The sequence below is a fragment of the Arthrobacter sp. R4 genome, from assembly GCF_051365025.1.
In the GTDB taxonomy this organism is placed as follows: domain Bacteria; phylum Actinomycetota; class Actinomycetes; order Actinomycetales; family Micrococcaceae; genus Arthrobacter.
In genome coordinates this window covers 13185-34997 of record NZ_JBLWIJ010000026.1, presented here as the reverse complement: position 1 = coordinate 34997, position 21813 = coordinate 13185, and the positions used below count along the sequence as shown (strand labels likewise).

General features: G+C 64.6%; 21 protein-coding genes. 8 read left to right on the top strand and 13 right to left on the bottom strand.

All coding sequences use genetic code 11. The annotated features are described in order from the left end of the window. The first annotated feature begins 20 nt into the window (after window positions 1–20). On the top strand, window positions 21–1568 hold the full coding sequence (locus tag ACLKOZ_RS16190; protein WP_436476512.1) for a GH1 family beta-glucosidase: 1548 nt from the start codon (window positions 21–23) through the stop codon (window positions 1566–1568). 9 nt (window positions 1569–1577) lie between these two features. On the opposite strand, the gene ACLKOZ_RS16185 is transcribed toward ACLKOZ_RS16190, so the two are convergent. Genes ACLKOZ_RS16185 through ACLKOZ_RS16175 form a run of 3 tightly spaced genes read right to left on the bottom strand, consistent with a single transcriptional unit; the run spans window position 1578 to window position 4149 of the window. Then, the gene (locus ACLKOZ_RS16185) at window positions 1578–2636 is read right to left on the bottom strand and encodes an App1 family protein (RefSeq protein ID WP_337352293.1); all 1059 of its coding nucleotides are present in this window, start codon (window positions 2634–2636) and stop codon (window positions 1578–1580) included. Window positions 2637–2681: 45 nt separating this feature from the next. Continuing rightward, window positions 2682–3413, bottom strand: a complete 732-nt coding sequence (locus ACLKOZ_RS16180) for a DUF72 domain-containing protein (RefSeq protein ID WP_337348853.1) — start codon at window positions 3411–3413, stop codon at window positions 2682–2684. Window position 3414: 1 nt separating this feature from the next. Further along, the gene (locus ACLKOZ_RS16175) at window positions 3415–4149 is read right to left on the bottom strand and encodes a GAF and ANTAR domain-containing protein (protein ID WP_436476650.1); all 735 of its coding nucleotides are present in this window, start codon (window positions 4147–4149) and stop codon (window positions 3415–3417) included. A 147-nt stretch (window positions 4150–4296) separates the two neighbouring features. Between ACLKOZ_RS16175 and ACLKOZ_RS16170 the strand changes: the two genes are divergently transcribed. The 3 genes from ACLKOZ_RS16170 (at window position 4297) to ACLKOZ_RS16160 (ending at window position 7241) form a co-directional block, all read left to right on the top strand. Next, on the top strand, window positions 4297–6105 hold the full coding sequence (locus ACLKOZ_RS16170) for a glycoside hydrolase family 15 protein (protein ID WP_436476509.1): 1809 nt from the start codon (window positions 4297–4299) through the stop codon (window positions 6103–6105). A 117-nt stretch (window positions 6106–6222) separates the two neighbouring features. Beyond that, complete coding sequence (locus ACLKOZ_RS16165) at window positions 6223–6516, top strand: hypothetical protein (protein ID WP_337348855.1); 294 nt, start codon at window positions 6223–6225, stop codon at window positions 6514–6516. After that, window positions 6516–7241: an HAD family hydrolase gene (locus tag ACLKOZ_RS16160; RefSeq protein WP_436476506.1), complete on the top strand. Its 726-nt coding sequence runs from the start codon at window positions 6516–6518 to the stop codon at window positions 7239–7241. The genes ACLKOZ_RS16165 and ACLKOZ_RS16160 overlap by 1 nt, the downstream gene beginning before the upstream one ends. A 43-nt stretch (window positions 7242–7284) precedes the next feature. On the opposite strand, the gene ACLKOZ_RS16155 is transcribed toward ACLKOZ_RS16160, so the two are convergent. After that, on the bottom strand, window positions 7285–7533 hold the full coding sequence (locus ACLKOZ_RS16155) for a hypothetical protein (protein WP_436476504.1): 249 nt from the start codon (window positions 7531–7533) through the stop codon (window positions 7285–7287). 170 nt (window positions 7534–7703) lie between these two features. Here ACLKOZ_RS16155 and ACLKOZ_RS16150 point away from each other — a divergent pair, with 170 nt between their 5' ends. Further along, window positions 7704–8885 (top strand): zinc-dependent alcohol dehydrogenase, encoded by a 1182-nt coding sequence (locus ACLKOZ_RS16150; RefSeq protein WP_436476502.1) that lies wholly within the window; start codon window positions 7704–7706, stop codon window positions 8883–8885. A 19-nt stretch (window positions 8886–8904) separates the two neighbouring features. Here the strand turns inward: ACLKOZ_RS16150 and ACLKOZ_RS16145 are convergent, their stop codons facing one another. The 6 genes from ACLKOZ_RS16145 to ACLKOZ_RS16120 all read right to left on the bottom strand — a co-directional run bounded on the left by ACLKOZ_RS16145 (window position 8905) and on the right by ACLKOZ_RS16120 (window position 15856). Next, window positions 8905–9267: a VOC family protein gene (locus ACLKOZ_RS16145; protein WP_436476500.1), complete on the bottom strand. Its 363-nt coding sequence runs from the start codon at window positions 9265–9267 to the stop codon at window positions 8905–8907. 66 nt (window positions 9268–9333) lie between these two features. Further along, window positions 9334–10482, bottom strand: coding sequence for a serine hydrolase domain-containing protein (locus ACLKOZ_RS16140; protein WP_436476498.1), 1149 nt, complete (start codon window positions 10480–10482; stop codon window positions 9334–9336). A gap of 178 nt (window positions 10483–10660) precedes the next feature. Then, window positions 10661–11473, bottom strand: a complete 813-nt coding sequence (locus tag ACLKOZ_RS16135) for a bifunctional allantoicase/(S)-ureidoglycine aminohydrolase (protein ID WP_376048869.1) — start codon at window positions 11471–11473, stop codon at window positions 10661–10663. 14 nt (window positions 11474–11487) lie between these two features. Next, complete coding sequence (locus ACLKOZ_RS16130; protein WP_436476495.1) at window positions 11488–12765, bottom strand: DUF6986 family protein; 1278 nt, start codon at window positions 12763–12765, stop codon at window positions 11488–11490. Between the two features lie 3 nt (window positions 12766–12768). Next, the gene (gene aceB / locus ACLKOZ_RS16125) at window positions 12769–14367 is read right to left on the bottom strand and encodes a malate synthase A (protein WP_436476493.1); all 1599 of its coding nucleotides are present in this window, start codon (window positions 14365–14367) and stop codon (window positions 12769–12771) included. Between the two features lie 25 nt (window positions 14368–14392). Continuing rightward, window positions 14393–15856: an NAD-dependent malic enzyme gene (locus ACLKOZ_RS16120; RefSeq protein WP_337348865.1), complete on the bottom strand. Its 1464-nt coding sequence runs from the start codon at window positions 15854–15856 to the stop codon at window positions 14393–14395. Window positions 15857–16064: 208 nt separating this feature from the next. Here ACLKOZ_RS16120 and ACLKOZ_RS16115 point away from each other — a divergent pair, with 208 nt between their 5' ends. Together ACLKOZ_RS16115 and ACLKOZ_RS16110 are read left to right on the top strand one after the other, a co-directional pair. Next, a complete protein-coding gene (locus ACLKOZ_RS16115) occupies window positions 16065–16820 on the top strand; it encodes an IclR family transcriptional regulator (RefSeq protein WP_337348866.1) in 756 nt (251 codons plus the stop codon). A gap of 134 nt (window positions 16821–16954) precedes the next feature. Next, on the top strand, window positions 16955–17203 hold the full coding sequence (locus ACLKOZ_RS16110) for an SCO4226 family nickel-binding protein (protein ID WP_066290055.1): 249 nt from the start codon (window positions 16955–16957) through the stop codon (window positions 17201–17203). 58 nt (window positions 17204–17261) lie between these two features. Here ACLKOZ_RS16110 and ACLKOZ_RS16105 read toward each other — a convergent pair whose 3' ends face one another. Next, window positions 17262–18761: a nucleobase:cation symporter-2 family protein gene (locus tag ACLKOZ_RS16105; protein WP_436476490.1), complete on the bottom strand. Its 1500-nt coding sequence runs from the start codon at window positions 18759–18761 to the stop codon at window positions 17262–17264. A 178-nt stretch (window positions 18762–18939) separates the two neighbouring features. Next, entirely contained in the window at window positions 18940–19848 is a 909-nt protein-coding gene (pucL, locus tag ACLKOZ_RS16100; protein WP_436476488.1) for a factor-independent urate hydroxylase, read from the bottom strand. A gap of 358 nt (window positions 19849–20206) precedes the next feature. Between pucL and ACLKOZ_RS16095 the strand changes: the two genes are divergently transcribed. After that, window positions 20207–20386 carry a hypothetical protein gene (locus ACLKOZ_RS16095; protein WP_436476486.1) on the top strand — a complete coding sequence of 60 codons (180 nt, stop codon included), beginning with the start codon at window positions 20207–20209 and terminating at the stop codon, window positions 20384–20386. Between the two features lie 123 nt (window positions 20387–20509). On the opposite strand, the gene ligD is transcribed toward ACLKOZ_RS16095, so the two are convergent. Then, complete coding sequence (gene ligD / locus ACLKOZ_RS16090) at window positions 20510–21754, bottom strand: non-homologous end-joining DNA ligase (protein WP_436476484.1); 1245 nt, start codon at window positions 21752–21754, stop codon at window positions 20510–20512. Between the last annotated feature and the right edge of the window lie 59 nt (window positions 21755–21813).

The window sequence follows — 21813 nt, the reverse complement described above, 5'->3', positions numbered from 1 at the left end:
CTAAGGAAGTTGGCACTACCGTGCATATCACCGCCAAGGACCTGGCCGCGCTCATCCCCTCCGGGTTCACCCTGGGCGTGGCCACTGCGGCCTTCCAAATCGAGGGAGCGCTTGACGAGGATGGCCGAGGACCGGCCGGATGGGATGGCTTTGCGTCCAGGCCCGGAGCAATCGTTGACGGTCACAGCCCCGCGGTCTCCTGCGACCACTACCACCGGATGCCGCAGGACGTCGCGCTCATGAAGCAGTTGGGTGTGGACTCCTACCGTTTCTCCCTGGCGTGGCCCCGGATCCAGCCCACCGGCAGCGGAGCGGTGAACCGCGCAGGACTTGATTTCTACGACCGCCTCCTCGATGAGCTGCTGGCCAACGGGATTTCCCCCATGGTCACCCTCTACCACTGGGACACCCCGAAGGCGCTGGACGACGCCGGCGGGTGGATGAACCGGGACACCGCCTACCGCCTGGGGGAGTTCGCGGCGATCGCCGCCGACGCCTTCGGGGACAGGGTGGCGCGCTGGGCAACGATCAACGAACCCGCCACCGTCTCCACCAATGGCTACACCTTGGGACTACATTCGCCCGGTGAGGCCCTCATGCTCAACGCTTTCCCCACCGTGCACCACCAATTGCTGGGCCATGGGCTCGCGGTGCAGGCGCTGCGCGCAGCAGGAGTGCCGGGCGAGATCGGCATGACCAATGTGTACTCGCCCATGGTTCCGAACTCAATCAATCCCTTGGACTACATCAGTGCCGGCCTGATGGACCTCGCCCAGAACCGGCTGTACGCGGACCCCGTTCTTTTGGGCAAGTACCCGGACCTTATCCGTGCCGCGAAGTTCTTCAGCTCCTTCGAGCACCCGGAGGAGGACATGAAGCTCATCTCCCAGCCGCTGGATTTCTATGGCCTGAACTACTACATGCCCACCAAAGTGGCTGTTGGCCCGGGACAGGGCGCTGTTCCGGCGAGCATGGCCGAGGCCATGGGCAGCGACCTGAGTGCGATGGGCAACGGCGGTACCCCCTTCCACGTCGAGACCTGGCCTGAAGCGGACATCACGTCCTACGGCTGGCCCGTCAAACCCGAATACATGCGCGTGGCGCTGAAGGAGATGGCGGAGCGCTACCCGAACCTGCCGCCGGTGATCATCACCGAGGGCGGGGCAAGTTTCGAGGACATCATCGTCCGGGACAAGTCCACCAACATCAGGTTCATCCCGGACGAACGGCGCTTGAAGTACCTCTCGGACCATCTGGAAGCGGCGCTCAAGGCCACCGCCCCGGGCGGTGAGGCGGAGGCCGTTGACCTCCGCGGTTACTACGTATGGTCGCTGATGGACAACTTCGAGTGGTCCGCCGGCTACAACCAGCCGTTCGGGCTGCTCCACGTCGATTTTGAGACCCTGGAGCGCACGCCCAAGGCGTCCTACTTCTGGTTCCAGGAACTGCTCGAAGAGCGGAACCTTGTGGCTGCGGCCGACACCGCCGTCGCGAACGCCGCCGGACCGGAACCGGCTGTGACAGAGGAGAACGACGACGACGTGACCGCCTTGGGTGCCACCGCGTAGCTCCGGGGGCTAAAGCAGGTCCAGGGCCCTGAGCTGCTTGGCCATCCCGGCGCCGTCCGTGGAGTAGATCCATGGCACCGCCGAAGCGCTGTGGTCGCCGTCTTCGGAGTGTCCGCCCGCAAACACGGCCTCGCTGACCGAAAGCTGCCGGATGGCTATGGCGGCCACCTTGTCCGCGTGCTCCTGGGCGAAGCCTGAGTAGATCTGTTCGTCATGCTGGCCGTTGTCGCCGATCAGGAGCCAGCGCATGTCGGGGAATTCCTTCGCGAGGCGTTCGAGGTTGCGGTGCTTATGCTCCTGACCGCTGCGGAACCACCTGTCCTGGGTCAGTCCCCAGTCCGTGAGCAGCAGGGCACCGGCCGGGTACATATTGCGGCTTAGGAAACGCGCCAGCGTGGGGGCTGCGTTCCACGGCCCGGTGGACAGGTAAATCACGGGGGCGTCCGGATGCTCGATCGTGAGCCGGTCCAGCAGAACAGCCATTCCCGGTGTTGCCATGCGCGCCCGCTCGCTCAGCACAAACGTGTTCCACAGCGCAAGGAACGGGCGGGGAAGTGCCGTGACCATCACGGTGTCGTCAATATCAGAGACGATGCCAAACTTGGTGTCCGGTGCGATCACCTGGATGAGCGCCTCCACCGGCTCGGTGCCTTCGGCCCGCAGGACAGCGGTATGCCAGCCAGGGGACAGCTTAATGTCCACCACGGTGTCGATCAGGCCGCCGCGGTCCGCCTTCACGTGCGTGACCACGTCTTCGATGGTGACTTCGACATCGGTGAACTGCACGGGAACACTCGTGAACGCCCGCCAGCCGCGCACGTTCTGGGTTCCGTTGCGGGCCGCGTGGTCGGCCCGGCTGCCGGGAGCGGGTTCCTGCGTGAGCAGCACCCGGCCCAGTACCCTGACCCACTCGGTGGATCCGTACCCCTGGTACGCGATGGTCTTTGGCACGAACTTCCAGCGCTTTGCCAGCTGCAGCCGGACACCGTTAACGCTGTCCGAAAGCCGGTGGGCAAGCCTGAAAGCGCGCTTGCCGGCCAATGATGTTCTCTGGGGAGCCGTGTCCATGCCTCCACTCTGCCACAGGCGATGCGGTGACCGTCCAGCGTGACCTCAGCCCGCGCCCAGGATCCAGCGCAGGGTGTCGGCGTTCCGCACGGCGTTCCCGCCGCCGTCGTTATTGAAGTACACAAAAACGTCCCGCCCGCCGCCATCCCATTCCCGGATGCGATCCGCCCACCAGCCCAGGTCGGCGTCCGAATACGAGCCCCCATAGAGATGCTGGTGGTCCGGGCCGTGCATCCGGACGTACACAAACGGCGCCGTGGCCCGCAGGATGCATGGCAGGTTGGCCCCGCTCATGATGCAATAGGCGGCCTTATGCCGCTCCAAGAGCCCATAGACATCCGGATGGTCCCAGCTCGGGTGCCGGAACTCCACTGTGACCCGGATCCACCACGGAACTGCGGAGAGGAAGAAGTCCAGCCGGGCGTCATCCCGCGCCTGCTGGGGCGGGAGCTGGACCAGGAGGACCGCGCGTTTGTCACCGAGTTCATGCCAGCATTTGGCGATCCGCTCCAGCCAAACCTCCGGTGCGTACAGCTTCTTGCCGTGCGTGAGCCCGCGCGGGGCCTTCACCGACATGGCGAAGCCGTCGGGAAGCCTGCGCCGCCAGCTTGCGAAAGATGTGTCGCGGGGCCAGCGGTAGAAGCTCGCGTTCAGCTCAACCGTGCTGAAGCGGGACACGTAGTACTGAAGCCTGTCGCGGGCGGGCAGCCCTGGCGGGTACAGCACGTTCTCCCAGTGGTCATAGCTCCAGCCGGATGTTCCAATGTGGATGGCCATGTCAGCTGAAATGGGTCTTCAGCGTGCCGCCGCCCGCGGATTCCACAATGGCCAGGGCCACGTCGCGCAATTTCATGTTGCGCGTGCTGGAGGCGGACTTGATCAGCTCCATCGCCTCGTCCTGGGTGCAGCGGTTCTGTCCGATGATGATCCCCACCGCTGTATCGATCACCGTGCGTGAGTCCAGTGCCGCCTTCAGGTTGGCAGCAGTATCCGTATGCTGGGCCAGCCGGACGGCAAGGCGCATTCCCTTGGAAGCCTGGGACACGTAGCCGAGTGCATGCTCAACGGCGCTGGAATCGAAGACGCCCGCGCGGTCGGAGTAGAGGTTGATACCTGCCTTGGCGTCGTCGCCGGAGAGCTCGAATGGGATGGCCAGGACGGACCGGATCCCGTGGTTCAGCACGGTGGCGGCGTAGTCCGGCCACAGCGTTTCGGTGGTGAAGTCCCTGATGTGCACCACCACCCCTTCCCTGGCGCATTGGAGGCACGGCCCGTCGCCATATTCGTACTGCAGTTCGTCAAGCAGCCGGGCCCTGGGGCCACTGCTTGCCACGGTGGCCGCTGTCCGGTGGCGGAGCAATGTAATGCCGCACAGGACTTCGCCCCGTGGGCCAGAGAGGTTCTCTGCCGAGAACGTCGCCAGTTCGTTCAGGAAGTCCTCCACGTCCTGGGTGTCCAGGAGGAGATCCTGTATTTTCTCGATGACGAGGCTCTGGGTAGCTGGCTGTTCCAAGGTGTGCCTCCGCTGTTGCTGGCCGGTACTGACGAACCTGGCCTGCTGGCGGCCACCACGGGTGGCCACAGGCAGCTGCTTTACCTTGATTTCAGGCTACACCCCTTGAACCTTCGGCCGCGGAGGTACGTGTGGCAGTGTATGGGAATGGCGCGAATTGAAGATTATGCGGTGGTCGGGGACCTTCACACCGGAGCGCTGGTGAGCACTTCCGGATCCATCGACTGGCTGTGCTTGCCGCGGTTTGACTCTCCGGCCTGCTTCAACGCACTCCTGGACACGCCGGAAGCCGGCCGTTGGCTGCTGGCGCCCGCGGCCGGCGGGACCTGCACCCGGCGCAGCTACCGCGAGGGAACCCTTGTCCTGGAAACCGTGTGGGAAACCCCCGAAGGCACCGTCCGGGTGATTGACTTCATGCCACCCCGAGACGAGGTGGCTGACATCGTGCGTATCGTCGAGGGTGTCAGCGGCAGCGTCAGGATGCACAGCGAGCTGGCTTTGCGCTTCGACTATGGGCACATTGTCCCCTGGGTCCGCAAGGACGAGCACGGCATCCACGCCATCGCCGGACCGGACGCCGTCTATTTTGTGACTGAGGCGCCCGTGCACGGCGAGAACATGCACACCGTCAGCGACTTCACCGTCGATGAAGGCCAGAGGGTTCCCTTCGTGCTGACGTGGGCACCGAGCCACGTCCAGCGGCCCATGACCGTCGATGCCGAGGAAGTATTGAGCACCACCACCGCGTTCTGGCGTGGCTGGACCAGCCAGTGCACAGTCACGGGGAAGTACCGGGACGCCGTCGTACGCTCGCTGGTGACCCTCAAGGCCCTGACCTATGCGCCGACCGGGGGGATCGTTGCCGCCGTGACCACGTCGCTGCCGGAACAGCTGGGCGGCCCCCGCAACTGGGACTACCGCTATTGCTGGCTGCGGGACGCGACCATGACGCTGCAGGCACTGCTGGCTGCGGGATACACAGCGGAGGCCGCAGACTGGCGGGACTGGCTGCTCAGGGCAGTCGCCGGCGACCCCGCTGACCTTCAGATCATGTACGGAATCCATGGCGAGCGGCGGCTTCCGGAAATGGAGCTTCCCTGGCTGGCCGGTTATGAGGGCTCCAGCCCGGTGCGGATCGGGAACGGCGCCGCAGAGCAGCTCCAGCTGGACGTGTGGGGCGAGGTGCTGGACGGCCTGTCACTAACCAGGAATTCGCTGCTGAAACACTCCGACGAGGCGTGGGATGTCCAAGTCGCCCTCATGCAGCACCTGGAGACCATTTGGGACCAGCCGGACAACGGTCTTTGGGAGATGCGCGGTCCCCGCCGCCACTTTACGCATTCGAAAGTCATGGCCTGGGTTGCCGCAGACCGCATGGTGAAGGGAGTCCGGGAGTCCGGCTTGCCCGGGCCCGCGGAGCGCTGGGAGGCGCTGCGGGACACTATCCACCAAGACGTCATGGCCAACGGCTTCGATGCTGGACGCAACACGTTCACCCAGTCCTACGGCCGTCCGGAACTTGATGCGAGCCTCCTGCTCATCCCGCGCGTGGGGTTCCTGCCACCGGACGACCCCCGGGTGGTGGGCACCATCGATGCGATCCTGAGCGAGCTGACCGAAGACGGATTCGTGCTCCGCTACCGCCCGGCGGAGAGCGACGACGGCCTTCCCGGGGACGAGGGCGTGTTCCTGGCGTGTTCGTTCTGGATGGTGGAGGCGCTCCTGGGCGCCGGCCGCCGCAGCGAGGCCACCCAGCTTTTTGAGCGGCTCCTGGGACTGCGCAATGACGTGGGGCTGCTCAGTGAGGAGTGGGCCGTCAGGGCAGGGCGCCAACTCGGAAACACACCCCAGGCCTTCAGCCACTTCGGGCTTGTGACTAGCGCGCTTGAGCTGCATCAGGATACGGTTCGCCGGAGTGATACGCCCATACCGCCGGAAACGGAGAATGTGGCGTGACTGCTTGCAACGGGGGGATTGCAGCACTTCTCCCCGAAGGAATCAGTAAGTATACTTACTAAGACAAGCACAGCGCGCTCCCAGCACAGCGCAGTGACTGACGGAGGGGTGATTGGAATGGCCGGTTATTTTGAACTGGTGGATGCACCTGACGGTGGCTATAGAGTCAGGATGTTGGACGGGGCGGGGGACCTGATGGCTATTTCAGTGACGTTTCCCACAAAGCGTGCCGCGGTGGCCGGTGTTGCCATGGCGCGCGAGATTGCCGGGACCGGGCTGATCCGGGACCGCAGCCGCGACGGTGCCGGTACGGTGATCCGTGAACGCGTTCGGCCGGTGAACTCCGCCAAGGAGGAAACTTCGGCGCGGACCAGGAGGGTTTCGGGGGCTACGCGGGCTGCAGCTGGCTGATGGACTCCCAGCACCTTGGCCCGGCGGCCTCAAGGGGGCGCCGCCGGGGCGTCCTGTTCGATGTGGACGGAACCTTGGTGGACTCCTCCTACTTCCATACGCTCGCCTGGTGGCAGGCATTCCGGCAGCAGGGCTACGACGTGCCAATGGCTTCTATCCACCATTGCGTCGGCATGGGTGGCGACCGCTTGGTGGACAGCCTCCTGCCCTCAGGCCGGGACAAGGATTCCGACGCCGAGATCCTCGCCAGCCATGCAGCGATCTTTGCATCCAACTGGCCAGCCCTGCGCGCCTTTGACGGAGCCAGGGACCTCCTGGCGCAATGCCACGCCGGAGGCTTGGCTGTGGCCCTCGCGTCCTCCGCCAGAACCCAGGACCTCCTGGCGACACGGCGGACCCTGGGAGCTGACGCCCATATTCATGCGGCAACCAGTGCCAACGATGCCAAGGCAAGCAAGCCTGCGCCCGATATCCTGATCGCCGCGCTGGAGGCGTTGGGGGTCAGGCCAGCCGACGCCGTATACGTCGGTGATGCGGTGTGGGACATGCAGGCCGCAGCAGCCCTCGGCATCCCGGCCATTGCCGTGACCTGCGGCGGAACAAGTGCCGCGGAACTCAGGGATGCCGGTGCGGTCCAGGTCTACGCCGGCCCGCGCGACCTCCTGGAAAACCTTCAGGACAGTGCCATCGGCAGCCTGCTGACGGCGTCTTCGCCGGTGGGTTGACGCCGGCGGGTTGACCCGCTTTGGTGGCCCGCTTGGGGATGCTTTAGCCCGTTGGCGTTCCTTCGGCGGCGGCGGTGTCGTCGGCGACCGCCGGCTTGGCCCAGGACACAACAACTTTGACGGAGCCGTCGTCGTTGCGGTCCACGTCAGTCACCACTTCGGCGACGCTGGCGCCCATGGCCAGGATTTTTGCGCGGTATGTGGTGACCAGTTCCTCCAGGCTGGATTCGGTCCACTCTCCAGGACGCATCCGGGTGGAAATCTCAACAGGTTCCGGCTGGTACAGCGACATGACGGTCCTTTCCCGCTCGTTCGTGTGATGCAAAAATCCATGTGCTTCTTACGCTAGGAGGCTTGCCGTCCCACCACAAGGAAATTTAGTCAGTCTGCTTACTTTATTTTCCAAAAAGGGCTAGCGTCGGATGATCGGCCGGAGACCCGGCGCCCAGAGGAAGGCAGAAGATGAGGGCATTGACGTGGCAAGGCAAGCGCTGCGTGAGCGTGGAAGAAGTGCCGGACCCTGTGATCCAGGACCCAACAGACGCCATCGTGAGAATTACCTCCACGGCGATCTGCGGCTCGGACCTGCACCTGTATGAAGTCCTGGGGCCGTACATGCACAAGGGTGACGTGATCGGGCACGAGCCCATGGGCGTCGTGGAGGAAGTGGGAAGCGCCGTCACCCATCTCCGGAAGGGAGACCGGGTAGTCATTCCCTTCAATATTTCGTGCGGCCACTGCTACATGTGCCGCCGGGGCCTGCAGTCGCAATGCGAGACCACGCAGGTCAAGGAGAAAGGCTCAGGAGCCGCCCTGTTCGGCTACTCCGAACTGTACGGCTCGGTACCAGGCGGCCAAGCCGAATATCTTCGCGTACCGCATGCAGACTACGGACCCATCAAAGTGGGCCAGGAATTGCCCGATGAACGCTACCTCTTCCTCTCCGACATCCTTCCCACAGCCTGGCAGGGGGTGGAGTATGCCGATGTCCACCACGGCGGCACCTTGGCCGTCTTCGGTTTGGGCCCGGTCGGCCAGTTTGCGGCCCGGATCGGCGTGCACAAGGGCCTGCGCGTCATTGGTGTTGATCCGGTTCCGGAGCGGCGCGGGATGGCAGCACGGCACGGGGTGGAGACCCTCGACTACAGCAAGGAGCTCGCCGGGGAGCTGCGGGACCTGACGGAGGGGCGGGGCCCCGACGCCGTGGTTGACGCCGTCGGCATGGAAGCGCACGGTTCACCCGTTGCCGGGTTCGCCCACCAGGCCTTGGGGCTCCTGCCGGACAAGCTTGCGCAGAAGGCCATGGAAACCGTGGGCGTGGACCGGCTTGCCGCCCTGCATACGGCCCTGGACGCGGTCCGCCGCGGTGGTACCGTCTCGCTCAGCGGAGTCTATGGCGGCCAGGCGAGCCCGATGCCCCTGCTGAGCATGTTCGACAAACAGATCCAGCTGCGCATGGGCCAGTGCAACGTCCGACGCTGGACGGATGACCTTCTTCCCTTGGTGGAGGACGACGCCGATCCGCTGGGTGTGATGGATCTGGTCACCCACCGTTCGGGCTTGGACGGCGCGCCGGCGTTGTATGAGAAGTTCCAGAAGAAAGAAGACGGCTGCATCAAGGTTGTCCTCAACCCGGGGGGCTGATGTTCCGGGTCCGGAGGGCTCAGGACCGGGCCACATCCACCACGCAGAACCGGTTCCCGTCCGGATCCTCCAGCACAACGAAGTCAGGATCCTCGGGGTACAGGTCCCAGTCCGCACGTGAGGCGCCAAGGTCCAGCAGGCGGGCCACCTCGGCAGTTTGGTTGTCCGCGTAGAGATCCAGATGGATCCGGGGGTGTTCCTGCACGGGGGTTTCGCTGAGCATCAGGGCAATCCGCGCACCGCCGCCACCACCGTGCGGTATCAGTACAACCCACGTGTCATCGCCGTCCTCCCGGGGGACGTACCCCAGCGCGTCGCACCAGAAAGCGGTGGAACGGGCAACGTCCCGCACTCCAATAACTGTGGTTCCGATCGTCAGCATGTTTTGAATGCTTCCCTCAATGGGAGCGGCAGGCAAGCCCTTCTGCTGCCAGAAACCCGGTCGGGTTCAGCAGAGGGAGTTCAGCACCTGTTCGGCCAGGGCCTGCAGCTCTTCAATCAGGGGATTGACCGACACAGTGGGTGGTTCCGGCGGGTAGGCCACGGCAATGGTGAGCTGCCGGGAACCGTCTTCGCTCGTCATGGAAACTGTTCCATAGCCGTCGATGTCGCCGGTATGGCCGTGGTACAGCCGGTTGATGCAGGTGTCGTTCCATTTGAAGAGGCCGAAGCCATAAAAATCGCTGTCCTGCCGCAGCATCTCGGTCCGGCTCTCGCTGCTCACGAGCCTGCCCTGCAGGAGCGCCGCGTAGAAGGCGTTGACCTCCGACACCGTGGATACTGCGCCGCCGGCGGCCAGTTCTGATAGCCAGGCCGGCCGGGTCACGTCAAGGCGCTCGCCGTTGATGGTGATGTAGCCATGGACCATGGTGGCGGGTTCGTCTCCTGGCCGGGGGAGGCTTGTCGACTTAAGCCCCAAGGGCCTGGCAATGTCCTCATCCAACACCGAGTTGATGCTTTTGCCACGGAGCCGCTGGACCATCAGGCCGAGCGCTGCGTAATTTGAACTGGAGTATTCGAAGCTCTGTGCGAGCTTGCGTTCCCAGGGAACCGTGGCAGCGAATGCCAATTGCTGTTCCAGGCTGAGTGGCCTGTTCATGAGATCCTGCAGCGGTCCTGAGGCCAGCAGCGGAAAGAAAAATTCCGGCATCCCGGATTCGTGGATCAGGAGTTGGCGCACCGTCACGGGGCCGGGCGGATGGAGGACACTTCCGAACTCCGGGAGGTAGGTGCTGACCTGTTCGTCCAGGTCAACTATGCCTTCCTCCACCAGCTTCATGACCGAGACGGCAACCATGGATTTGGTGATGCTCCCCACCCTGTACGCGTCTGAGACCGTGGCGGCTTCGCGGGTTTCCAGGTTCCGGACGCCGGCCGCATGGTTCCACGTCTCGCCGCCGTGCTTGGCTTCGATGAGTACGGCCGGGGCTCCGTCCTCTATCATCCGTCGGCTGAAATCCTCCAGGACGGCGAAGGTTTCCTCATCCGGATCTGGCGGGCTGGGTTCAGGAGTGCAGCCCAAGGCGCCGACCAGCAACGCTGCGGTGATGGCCGCCGCGATTTTGCCCCTCGTGCGGTGCAGCCCGGTTCTGTTCATGCTGCGCAGACCCTCCGGACCGGCGCCTCGGCACGGAACCGCGGGCCGGCACCTCAATGCTCCTCGCGCACCGCCGCGGGGTCAAGGTCAGAGTCCCCCTTCACCCAACTAGGTAGCAGCAGATGCTGTTTTGAGCCCTCAAAACGACATCTACTGCTACCTAGTTGGGACAGGGCGGCTAGGTCAGGCGGACCTGGCGGTTCATGTCCTTGTACAGCAAGTAACGGAACTCGCCCGGACCACCCGCGTAACAGGCCTGCGGGCAGAAGGCGCGCAGCCACATGAAGTCGCCTGCCTCCACCTCCACCCAGTCGTTGTTGAGCAGGTACATGGCCTTGCCCTCCAGGACGTACAGGCCATGCTCCATGACGTGGGTTTCCGGGAACGGGATCACCCCGCCGGGCTGGAAGGTGACGATGTTGACCTGCATGTCGTGGGCGAGGTCGCTGGAGTCCGTGAAGCGGGTGGTCTTCCAGGCGCCGTCCGTGTCAGGCATCGGAGTTGGCTCCACGTCCTTCTCGTTGGTCACGAAGGACTTGGCTTCGTAACCCTCAAGCCGCTCGTACGCCTTCCGGATCCAGTGGAAGGAGACGATGTCGTCCGAGACATTCTCCACGCCCCACTCCGAACCGGCCGCAAGGTACGCATAACCGCCCTCTTCGAGCGGATGCAGCTCGCCGTCCAGGGTCAGGTTGACCTTGCCCTTGGTGACGAAGATGACTCCTTCGACGCCCGCCTCGAACTCGGCTTTGGGGGCACCGCCGCCCGGGCCGATCTCCACGATCAGCTGCGAGAACGTGGTAGCGAAGCCTGAGATGGGACGGGCGATGATCCAGGACCGCGTTTTGGAGAACCCCGGCAGGTTGGAGGTGACGATGTCGGTCATGACGCCCTTGGGAATGACCGTGTAAGCCTCCGTGACGATGGCCCGTTCCGTGGTGAGGTGGGTCTGCGGCGGCAGGCCGCCCTGTGGGTAGTAGTACTTGCCCATGTGAATGCTCCTAATCAGTGGGAAGTTGGTTGTGCCAGCCGCGGGTGCGCCAGTGCGGTCAGCTGGGAAAGTCCGACGCCGGCCAGCGCCTGGACTTCATCGGTACCAACGGCGCCGCACTGCACGCCGCGCAGGACGAATGCGGCCAGCGCACGGGCGGTGGCGGGTTCATCCATGACCCCGCCTTCCGTGCGTTCGACGTAGTTGCGCAGCCGTGCGGCGGCGGCAGGGAGGCCCTGCCGGTAGAACGCATAGGTGGCGGCAAAGCGGCTGGGCAACTGCGCCGGGTGCAGGTCCCAGCCCTGGTAGTACCCGCGTTCCAGCGACCGCCGGACCAGCCGGCCGTGCAGCTGCCAGGCGTGCAGGACGTTGTCGCCCACCGGGATGATATTGGTGGAACCGTCGGAGAGGCGTATGCCCGTCCCGGCCACGGCCAGCTGCATGACTTCCTTGGCGAAGTCGGCCACGGGGTGCTCCATGGACTGGTACTCGGCCGAAATCTGCAGCGATGCAGAGTAGTCGTACGTGCCGTAGTGCAAGCCGCTGATCCGGCCAGGAACCGCGTGCGGCAGCTGCGCCACGGGGGAGGTTCCCTCAGGGCCGAGGATCAGCTGCGGGGTTTCGACCTGGACCTCGAACCGCAGCCGGCCGGCCGGCAGCCCATGGACTTCCTCCAGCCGCGAGACGGCGTACTCCATGGCCTGCACCTGCGCAACGGTGGTGACCTTGGGCAGTGTCAGGATGAGTCCTGCGGGCAGTTCGCCTGCCGCCGCCAGCCCGGAGAGGAACAGGTCGAGGGTGCGCAGGCCGCGGGCCCGGGTGGGAGCCTCGAAGCATTTGAACCGTATCCCGATGAACGGGGGCGCAGACCCAGCCGCGACGGCGGTGGCCACGGCGGCGGCCGCAGCAACAGCGGCGGCGTCCTCGGCGTCGTCGCCCCTGTCCCCGAAGCCGTCTTCGAAGTCGAGGCGGAGGTCCTCGATCGGTTCGCTGTCCAGTTTCGCCTGGACCCGGGATGCGACTGACTCGGCGAGGTCGGCCTCCTGGCCCAGCAGCCGGCCCAGACGTTCCAGCCCGCCGTGGGCAGCGGTCGTCGCCAGGGCCTGGGAGCCCCAGTCAGCGGCCAACGACGGCGTGAACCGGTCAGCAGGGACGTAGACCGTGTGCACGGGCTGGCGAGAGCCGTCGTCGCCCGGGTAGTTCCGGTCCAGCAGCCGGTCGGTGGCGGCCAGCTGGGTGTCGATGTGGGCGGTGTCCGCCGCAGAGAGCGACGGCGTGGGGGAAACCGCCATGCCTCAGCCCACCAGTTCGTAGGCCGGGGTGGTGAGGAAGTCCGTGTAGTCCTCGGAGAGGCAGATGTCAGCGATCAGGTTGCTGGCCGGCTTGTAGTAGAGGCGGAAGGCTTCGTCGCCGAACTCGGTGCGGAGCCGTTCGGTTTCCTCGCCCAGGATCCGCTCCACCAGCTCCCGGGTGACAGTGTTTCCGGTGTCGGCCAGGACGGACTTGTTGCGGATCTGCTGCCACACCTGCGAGCGGGAGATCTCAGCAGTGGCGGCGTCCTCCATGAGGTTGTGGATGGCCACCGCGCCGTTGCCGGACAGCCATACAGCGGTGTAGGCGACGGCGACATACAGGTTCAGGCGCAGCCCGGCCTCGGTGACCTGGCCGTCAGCAGAGGCAATGTCCAGCAGCTGGTCTGCAGTAACTGAGACTTCGGGGCGCTGCTTGTCCAGCTGGTTGGGCTTATCGCCGAGCACGGCGTCGAACACCTCGCGGCAGGTGGGGACCAGGTCCGGGTGGGCCACCCACGAGCCGTCGAAACCGTCGTTGGCCTCACGGGTCTTGTCAGCCCGGACCTTGGCGAAGGCTGCCTCGGTGACCTCGGGGTGCCGGCGGTTGGGGATGACGGCGGCCATCCCGCCCATCGCGAAGGCGCCCCGCTTGTGGCAGGTCTTGACCAGCAGCTCGGTGTAGGCGCGCATAAACGGAGCCGTCATGACCACCGAGGCGCGGTCCGGAAGCACAAATTCCTCGCCGGCGTCGCGGAAGTACTTGATGATGCTGAACAGGTAGTCCCATCGGCCGGCGTTCAGGCCCGAGGCGTGCTCGCGCAGTTCGTAGAGGATCTCATCCATCTCGAAGGCAGCCGGGATGGTCTCGATCAGCACGGTGGCGCGAATGGTTCCCTGGCCGAGGCCCAGGAAGTCCTGGGCGAAGGCAAAGACCTCGTTCCAGAGCCGGGCCTCAAGGTGGCTTTCCATCTTGGGCAGGTAGTAGTACGGGCCGTGGCCGTTGAGGACCAGCTGCTTGGCCACGTGGAAGAAGTGCAGGCCGAAGTCCACGAGCGCACCCACCGCGGGTTCGCCGTCGACCAGCAGGTGCTTTTCGGGCATGTGCCAGCCGCGCGGACGGGCCACCACAACGGCCAGGGGCGCGTCGGTGCGGAGCGTGTATTCCTTGCCTTCGGCCGAGGTGTAGCTCAGGGTTCCCTGGGCGGCATCGCGGAGGTTCAGGATGGAGTCGATCACGTTGCCCCAGGTGGGCGTGCTGGCATCCTCAAGGTCCGCCAGCCACACCTTGGCGCCGGAGTTCAGGGCGTTGATGGCCATTTTGGCCGGCGATGCCGGACCGGTCATTTCAACCCGGCGGTCCTGCAGTGCTGCCGGAGCCTCCGCAACCTTCCAGTCGCCGTCGCGCACGTCCTGGGTTTCCGGCAGGAAGTCCAGCTTGCCTGTCTCTGCGACCCGCTGGCGCTTGACGCCCCGGGCGGCAAGCAGCTCGTTGCGGGTTCCGGCGAAGCGCTTGTGCAGCTCTTCGATGAACGCCAGGGCCTTGGGGGTGAGGATCTCCTCCGCGCGTTCGATCGGCCGGGGGTCTGTGACTGTGATGGCCATTTCTGGTCCTTTCGTTGGCTGCGAATCAGGCGTTGGCGAAGGCGGCTTGGGTTTCAGCTGAAACCTTTGCCGCATCCGGAGCTGTACTGGCTGCTGCGGTTGCCGCCGCGGCGTGCGCTGCTTGTGATACTGCACTAGCGACGTCTGCGGCGACATGGGGATCGAAGACGCTGGGGATAATGTAACTGGCATTCAGTTCATCATCAGCCACCCGGTTGGCGATAGCCTCTGCGGCGGCCACCAGCATTTCCGGGGTGATGTCCGACGCTCCGGCGTCCAGGAGTCCGCGGAAGAACCCGGGGAACGCCAGGACATTGTTGATCTGGTTGGGGAAGTCGCTGCGGCCGGTGGCAACCACGGCGGCGTACTTGGACGCGATGGCCGGATCGATTTCCGGCGTCGGATTGGCCATGGCGAAAACGATCGCCTTATCGGCCATGGACGCAACCTGCTCCTCGCCGATGACGTGCGGGGCGCTGACGCCGATGAACACGTCCGCTCCCGCCAGGGCCTCGTGCAGGGTGCCGGAGAAGCCATCCTCGTTGGTGTTCGCGGCAATCCAGGCGCGGTGTTCGTCGTCGTACCTTTCGCCTGAGTGGATGGCGCCGGAGCGGCCTGCGGCGATGATGTGCCTGGCGCCCTGTGCCTTCAGCAGCTGGATGATCGCCGAGCCGGCGGCACCGACGCCCGAGACCACAATCTTCACTTCTGCAAGCTTCTTGCCCACTACGCGCAGGGCGTTGACCAGGGCAGCCAGCGTGACGATGGCCGTTCCGTGCTGGTCGTCGTGGAAGACCGGAATGTCCAGTTCCTCGCGGAGGCGGTTCTCGATCTCAAAGCAGCGCGGAGCTGCGATGTCCTCCAGGTTGATGCCGCCGTAGACGGGGGCCATGGCCTTGGCAATCATGATGATTTCCTCGGTGTCCTGGGTGTCCAGGCACACCGGCCAGGCGTCCACGTTGGCGAACTGCTTGAACAGGGCGGCCTTGCCCTCCATGACCGGGAGGGCGGCGGCGGGACCGATGTTGCCCAGGCCGAGGACCGCGGAGCCGTCGGTGAGGACGGCGATCGTGTTCCGCTTGACGGTCAGGTTGCGGGCAGCGGCAGGGTCCTCCGCGATGGCCAGGCAGACGCGGGCGACGCCGGGAGTGTAGGCGCGGGAGAGGTCGTCGCGGTTGCGCAGGGCTACTTTGGGAACGACTTCGAGCTTGCCGCCCAGGTGCATCAGGAAGGTTCGGTCCGAGACGTGCTGGACCGTGACGCCATCGAGGGCGTTGAGGGCGTCCTTGACGCGGTTGGCGTGTTCGTCGTCGGTGGTGTTGCAGGTGACGTCAACAACGAGCGTCTCGTGGTGGGACTCGGTGACGTCCAGGGCGGTGATGGCCGCGCCGGCTGCTCCAACGGCTGCAGCCAGTTCGCTGGTGGCGGAGAAGCTGGACGGTGCTTCCACACGCAGGGTGATCGAATTTCCGGGGCTCGGGTTCGCCATTGAATGTCCTCCTGGTACGCCCGTCGCCGGGCTCGGTGCTGATCAAAAGATTTCGTATTATGGATATTATTATCTACTTTGTGGAATTACAAGCCTAGGAGGTTCGTCGACTCGGGTCCAGCCGTGATGTATCTTGGGAGATCTAGGGCAATTCTTTTCACGATGCGGATAAGAGTTGTCGGAAATCGAGTCCTCAGGAGACTGGTACATGGCTGAAAAAGCCTCTGGAGGCGTGCAGTCCGTAGAGCGCGTCTTCGAACTCTTGGAACTGATCACGGATGCCGGCGGAGAAGTGACGCTCAGCGAACTCTCGTCCTCCACTGATTTGCCGCTTCCCACCATTCACAGGCTGCTGCGCACCCTGGTCACGCTGGGGTATATCCGCCAGCTGCCTAACCGCCGGTACGCACTGGGCCCACGGCTCATCCGGCTTGGCGAAGGCGCCAATAAGCAGTTGGGCGCCGTGGCCCGGCCGCAACTGAAGACCCTGGTGGACCGGCTGGGGGAGACCTCCAACATGGCTGTCCTAGATTCGGACATGGTCATCTACGTCGCCCAGGTGCCGTCCCTGCATTCCATGCGCATGTTCACCGAGGTGGGTCGCCGGGCCCACACGCATGACACCGGCGTGGGCAAGGCGATCCTGGCCCAGCTCGACGACGACGTTGTCCGCGGCATAGTGGCCCGCACGGGGATGCCCACCCCCACCTCGAAGAGCATCGGCGACATCGAGTCCCTGCTGGCAGACCTGGGCAAAATCCGGGAACGCGGCTACTCCATCGATGAGGAAGAGCAGGAGCTTGGCGTGCGCTGCTTTGCCATGGCCGTGCCTAATGCCCCCACCCCCACAGCCATCTCCGTGTCCGGGCCGGTATCCCGCGTGGACGCGTCCTTCGGCGAGCGGGCGGTGCCCATGCTGCGCGAGGCGGCCCAGGCAATTTCGGACGAGTTCAACCGCAACTGACCCCACCCCCAACGGGCGCGCCAACGTACAGGTGAGGCCTCAGAGGAAGGGTATTTCCGGGGCCGTTGACCGGGTTCAGGGGTGGGCGTAGCATCAGCCCCATCCCATAGGATTTGGACCCGTCGGAGGCTATCATGGCGCAATTTATGGACGTTCATCACAACATGGTGGGAATCACTGCGGAGCAACTGCGGGAAGCCCATAACGCGGACCTGGCAATCCAGGACGACGAGCATGTTGACTTCAAGCAGGCGTGGGCGGATCCGGAATCGGGCCTGGTCTATTGCCTGTCCGAGGCCCCTTCAGCGGATGCGGTAAGGATTATCCATGAACGCTCCGGCCATCCTGCGGATGAAATTCATCCTGTACCGCTGGCCGTCTGAGGGCGCCCACCCCGTTGAAACCCCCGGCACCTGAGGTGCCGGGGGTTTCTCCTGCCAGCTAGTGGTCAGACTTTGACGACGATTCCACCGGGACTTCCTTGCCGTCGCAGTCGATCAACTTGCCGCCTTCGTAACGGTCGCCGTCGGCCAAGCATTTGAGATCCTCCTCGCGGACCACGCGTCCCGTACCCGCCACAAACACCGACTGGTTCTCCGAGTTGCCGGCCTTGAGGTGGTTGAAGAGCAGGTTCAGCAGGATGGCCATCACGGCGGCGGAGCTGATGCCGGAGTGGAAGATCGTGCCGAACCAGGACGGGAACTGGTCATAGAAGGCCGGCGCGGCGATGGGAATCATGCCGAAGCCGATGGACGCTGCCACGATGATCAGGTTCATGTTGTTCCGGTACTCCACTTTGGACAGGGTGCGGATGCCGCTCGCGGCCACTGTTCCGAAGAGTACGACGCCGGCCCCGCCCAGGACGGGTGTGGGCACCGCTGCGACCACCCGGCCCAGTACGGGCAGCAGGCCCAGAATCACCAGAATGACCCCGCCTGCGGTGACCACGAAGCGGCTCTTGATGCCGGTGATGGCTACCAGGCCAACGTTCTGGGCAAAGGCGCTCTGCGTGAACGACCCAAAGAGCGGCGAGATGGCGCTGGAGAGCATATCGGCCCGCAGGCCGTCGCCGATCCGCCGGGAATCAACCTTGGTGCCCACGATCTCGCCGACGGCGATGATGTCAGCCGAAGTCTCGGTCAGCGTCACCAGGATGACGATGAGCATGGAGATGATGGCCGCGACATGGAACGTCGGCGGGCCGAAGGCGAACGGCGTGGGAAATGCGACGATCTCGCCCTGTCCCACCTTGGAGAAATCTGCCATGCCGGTAACAAACGCGATGACCGTTCCGATGATCATGGCCAGCAGGATGGAGAGCCGCGAAATGGTGGCGCTGCCCACCTTGCTGAGCAGCAGCACAATGGCCATGGTGGCGGCGGCGAGGCCGATGTTCGCCATGCTGCCGTAGTTCGGTGCCTTGCTGTTGCCGCCCATCGCCCAGTTGGCGGCGACCGGCATCAGCGTCAGGCCGATGGTGGTGATGACTGTTCCGGTGACAACTGGCGGGAAGAACCGAATGATCTTGGAGAACAACGGGGTGATGGCCAGGCCGATCAGCGAGGCAACGATCACCGAGCCGAAGACTGACTGGATACCCCCGCCCCCGTGGACGATCGCCACCATGGTGGAGACGCCGGCAAATGAGACGCCCTGGACGAGCGGCAGCTTTGAGCCGAAGAACGGGATGCCGACGGTCTGCAGGACGGTGGCGAGGCCGCCCACGAAGAGGCACGCGGCAATGAGCAGGCCGATGTCCTGGGAGGACATGCCGGCCGCGGCGCCAATGATCAATGGCGGGGCGATGATGCCGCCGTACATGGTGAGGACGTGCTGGAAGCCGTAGGCGAAGCTGCTGCCAATGGAGAGGCGCTGGTCTTCGGGGCGGTCAGAGGGCTTGCGGCCGGATTTGGCGGCCAGGCTTGGTTTTTTGAAGTTCACGGCAGACTTTCTGGTTCATGGCAGACGTCTTTGTCTGGCTAACGTGGTCTGGCTATAAATGTGGGGCTTAGGAGTGCCCCGCCCTGGAGTTCTTGTCCATAAAGGTGGGAGTCCTGAAGGCGCTTGAATTGGACAAAATCTCCGGGGGCGGGGCTGATGTGGATGGTGTTCGCGGGGTCTAGCAGAAACCGGCGATGCCGGACCAGGCGATGTCCGCCGGGGTGGCGTCGTCGCGCTGGACGGTGGCCTCAATCAGGCCGTAGGGGCGGTCAGCGGCGAAGAAGACCTCGTTGGGGTTGTCGAGGCCGAACGGCGAGAGGTCCACCAGGAAGTGATGCTTGTTGGGCATGGAGAACTTGATCTCATCGATCTCGCTGTGGGCTTGAAGGACCTTGGCGCCCATATCGAACAGGGTCTGCTGCAGGGCATGGGAGTACTTCTCCGTGAAGCCCTCGAGCAGGAGGCCCTTGACGTCCTCGTAGCTCTTGTTGAAGTCCAGGGCGCTGAAGTCAGTTCCGGTCTTGAAGCGCCAGCGGGCGGAAACGTCGGTGGCCAGGATGCGGTCCGTGGTTTCAGGGAGCGTGGTGTATTTGTCCTTGGGGTAGCCCACGAAGCCGGACTGCGTGGACTTCAGGACGGTAAGGTCCTTGAGCCCTGAGATCAGGTGGGTTGCGGCGCCGTCGCGGACCAGGACGGCGGTGCGGACTTCCCGGCCGTTGCGCACGAAGGAGTGGTCGTGTTCGCTGCCGTGGGCCTGAATCCGGTCCCAGCTGTAGGACTCGGCTTCCCAGCGGCCGCCTGTGACCCAGTCGAAGCTGGAGGTGAAGTGCTCTCCGAGGCGCAGGAGGAAGGCTTCGGGGGAGCCAACGCCTTGACGGGCAAAGGCGTAAATCGTGTTCTTCTGGGTGTCGGTTGCCACCACGTGGGCGTTGTCGCCTTCCCGGTGGGCGGCCTCGAAGTCGCCGCGCAACTGCGAGGTGACGTTCAGGTCTTCGATCTCGTGGCGGTCGGTGTCGCGGGTGATCTTGACGACCCGGACTTCGGCCTTTCCGTACTGGTTGTGGCCGAGGATGATGTTGCTGCTCATGGTCTGATTCCCAACTTCAGGTATGTGGGACAAAGTTCCACATAGAAATTAAGCGCGCGTTTCCCACGCGTTTCTAGTACCGTCGGCCCAACAAAAAATGAGCCGACATCAATTGATGCCAGCTCATTACGACCCTGCCTGCTGCTCCCAGGTTACGTGACTTGCGCCACGAGTTGGTTTCCAGAATAGCCCAGCAGTGCGGTGGTGTACATCACAATCTGAAAAATCAGTTTGTGACTGAGGACCTCCGGGGCCGTTGACGAACCCTGCACCGGGAGCCTAAGCTATTTCACATAGCAAAAGTTAGTTTCCACTTTACGGAACTATACGAACCGCGAACCCCTCGGAGGAGGATCAGATGTACCAGCAGGACACGCCGGTTGCACCGGCACAGACGGCGGCACCCTCAGTCCAGGAGTTCTACCTCCCCCTCGGAGGCGGAACGGATCCGGACTTCTATCTGCCGGCAGACCGTGAGCATGTTCAGGGCCGGTTCTCACGCTGGGTCCACGCCCTTCCGGGCTTCGGCGGCCGCTGACGACTCGCATGTTCACTGAGGACACGGAAATGGTCTGGCGACACCCGAATTCGGGCGTCGCCAGGCCATTTCCGTGTCTTCAGGTATTTGGTGTGTCGCCAGCCCGAGTGTGCGTCGTCGGTGTCAGGAACCAGGCCGCCCCGGCCATTCCTTGCCGGCCCAGGGGTCGTAGTCAGCGATGAGTTCCTCCTGCGGCGGACGCTCGGCTTCGGGCACGTGCTGCAGGTTCACCCGCACCCGGTACCACAACGAGCTCGATCCGCGCATGCCGTCAACGAGCACGTCGGCGGGATGAAGTTCGGGTACGACGTCGGTATGCCGGCTCTTCCACTCATCCAGCGCCGCGAGCGCCTCGGGTTTGGTCTTGGTGCGGGCCACCTCGATGAGCGGCATCACCGACTGCCGGCGGCCCGAGCCGTCGCCCCCGCGCGGTGGCTTCTCGGCGGGCCCGAGCTCCTTCGCCAGCGCGAGGAGGCTCTCGAGTGAGCCGACCGCGTCGTCGATGCCGTCATGTGGATCGCCCTTTTCTGCGAAGCGTTCGGGCACGGTCAGTACCGTGAACTGTTCCGGCCGGGCGGAGCGGACCTCGTCCCAGGTGAGCGGCGTGGAGACCCTGGCGTCGGGCAGCGGCCGGATTGAGTACGCCGATGCCACGGTGCGGTCCTTGGCATTCTGGTTGAAGTCCACGAAGACGCTCTCGCCGCGCTCCTCCTTCCACCACCGCGCGGTGGCCAGACCCGGAGCGCGGTTCTCCACCTCCCGGGCGAGGGTCTCGGCGGCGAGCCGCACGTCGCGGTAGGACCACTTGGGCGCGATGCGTACCAGGATGTGCAGCCCTCGCGACCCGCTGGTCTTCGGCCACCCAGCCAGTCCCATATCGCCGAGCACCTCCCGCGCCACATACGCAACGTCGACGATCTGGGACCAGTCGACGCCGGGCATTGGATCGAGGTCCACCCGGAGCTCGTCGGGATGCTCAAGGTCCTCGGCGCGCACGGGGTGCGGGTTGAGGTCCAGGCAGCCAAGATTCACCACCCACGCCAGGCCCGCAGCATCCCGGATGACGGCTTCTTCAGCCGACGTGCCGGACGCGTACTGCAGGGTGGCTGTGTCGATGAAGTCGGGGTGGTTCTCAGGCACGCGCTTCTGGAAGAACGCCTCAGCGTCGATGCCCTTCGGAAAGCGCTTGAGCACCATGGGCCTGCCGCCGGCACCGCGCAGAGCACCATCGGCAACGGCGAGGTAGTAGCGCACGAGGTCGAGCTTCATCAGCCCGGGCTCGGGGAACACTACCTTGTCCGGACTCGAGATCCGGACCTCGGCACCATCAATGTCAAGGATTTCGGCCGGAGTCTTCGACGGGCTCATGCCGCCACGCTAGCAACGATCGGATGTCGCAGCCAGAGCGGGCAGGTACCGAAGTGCCC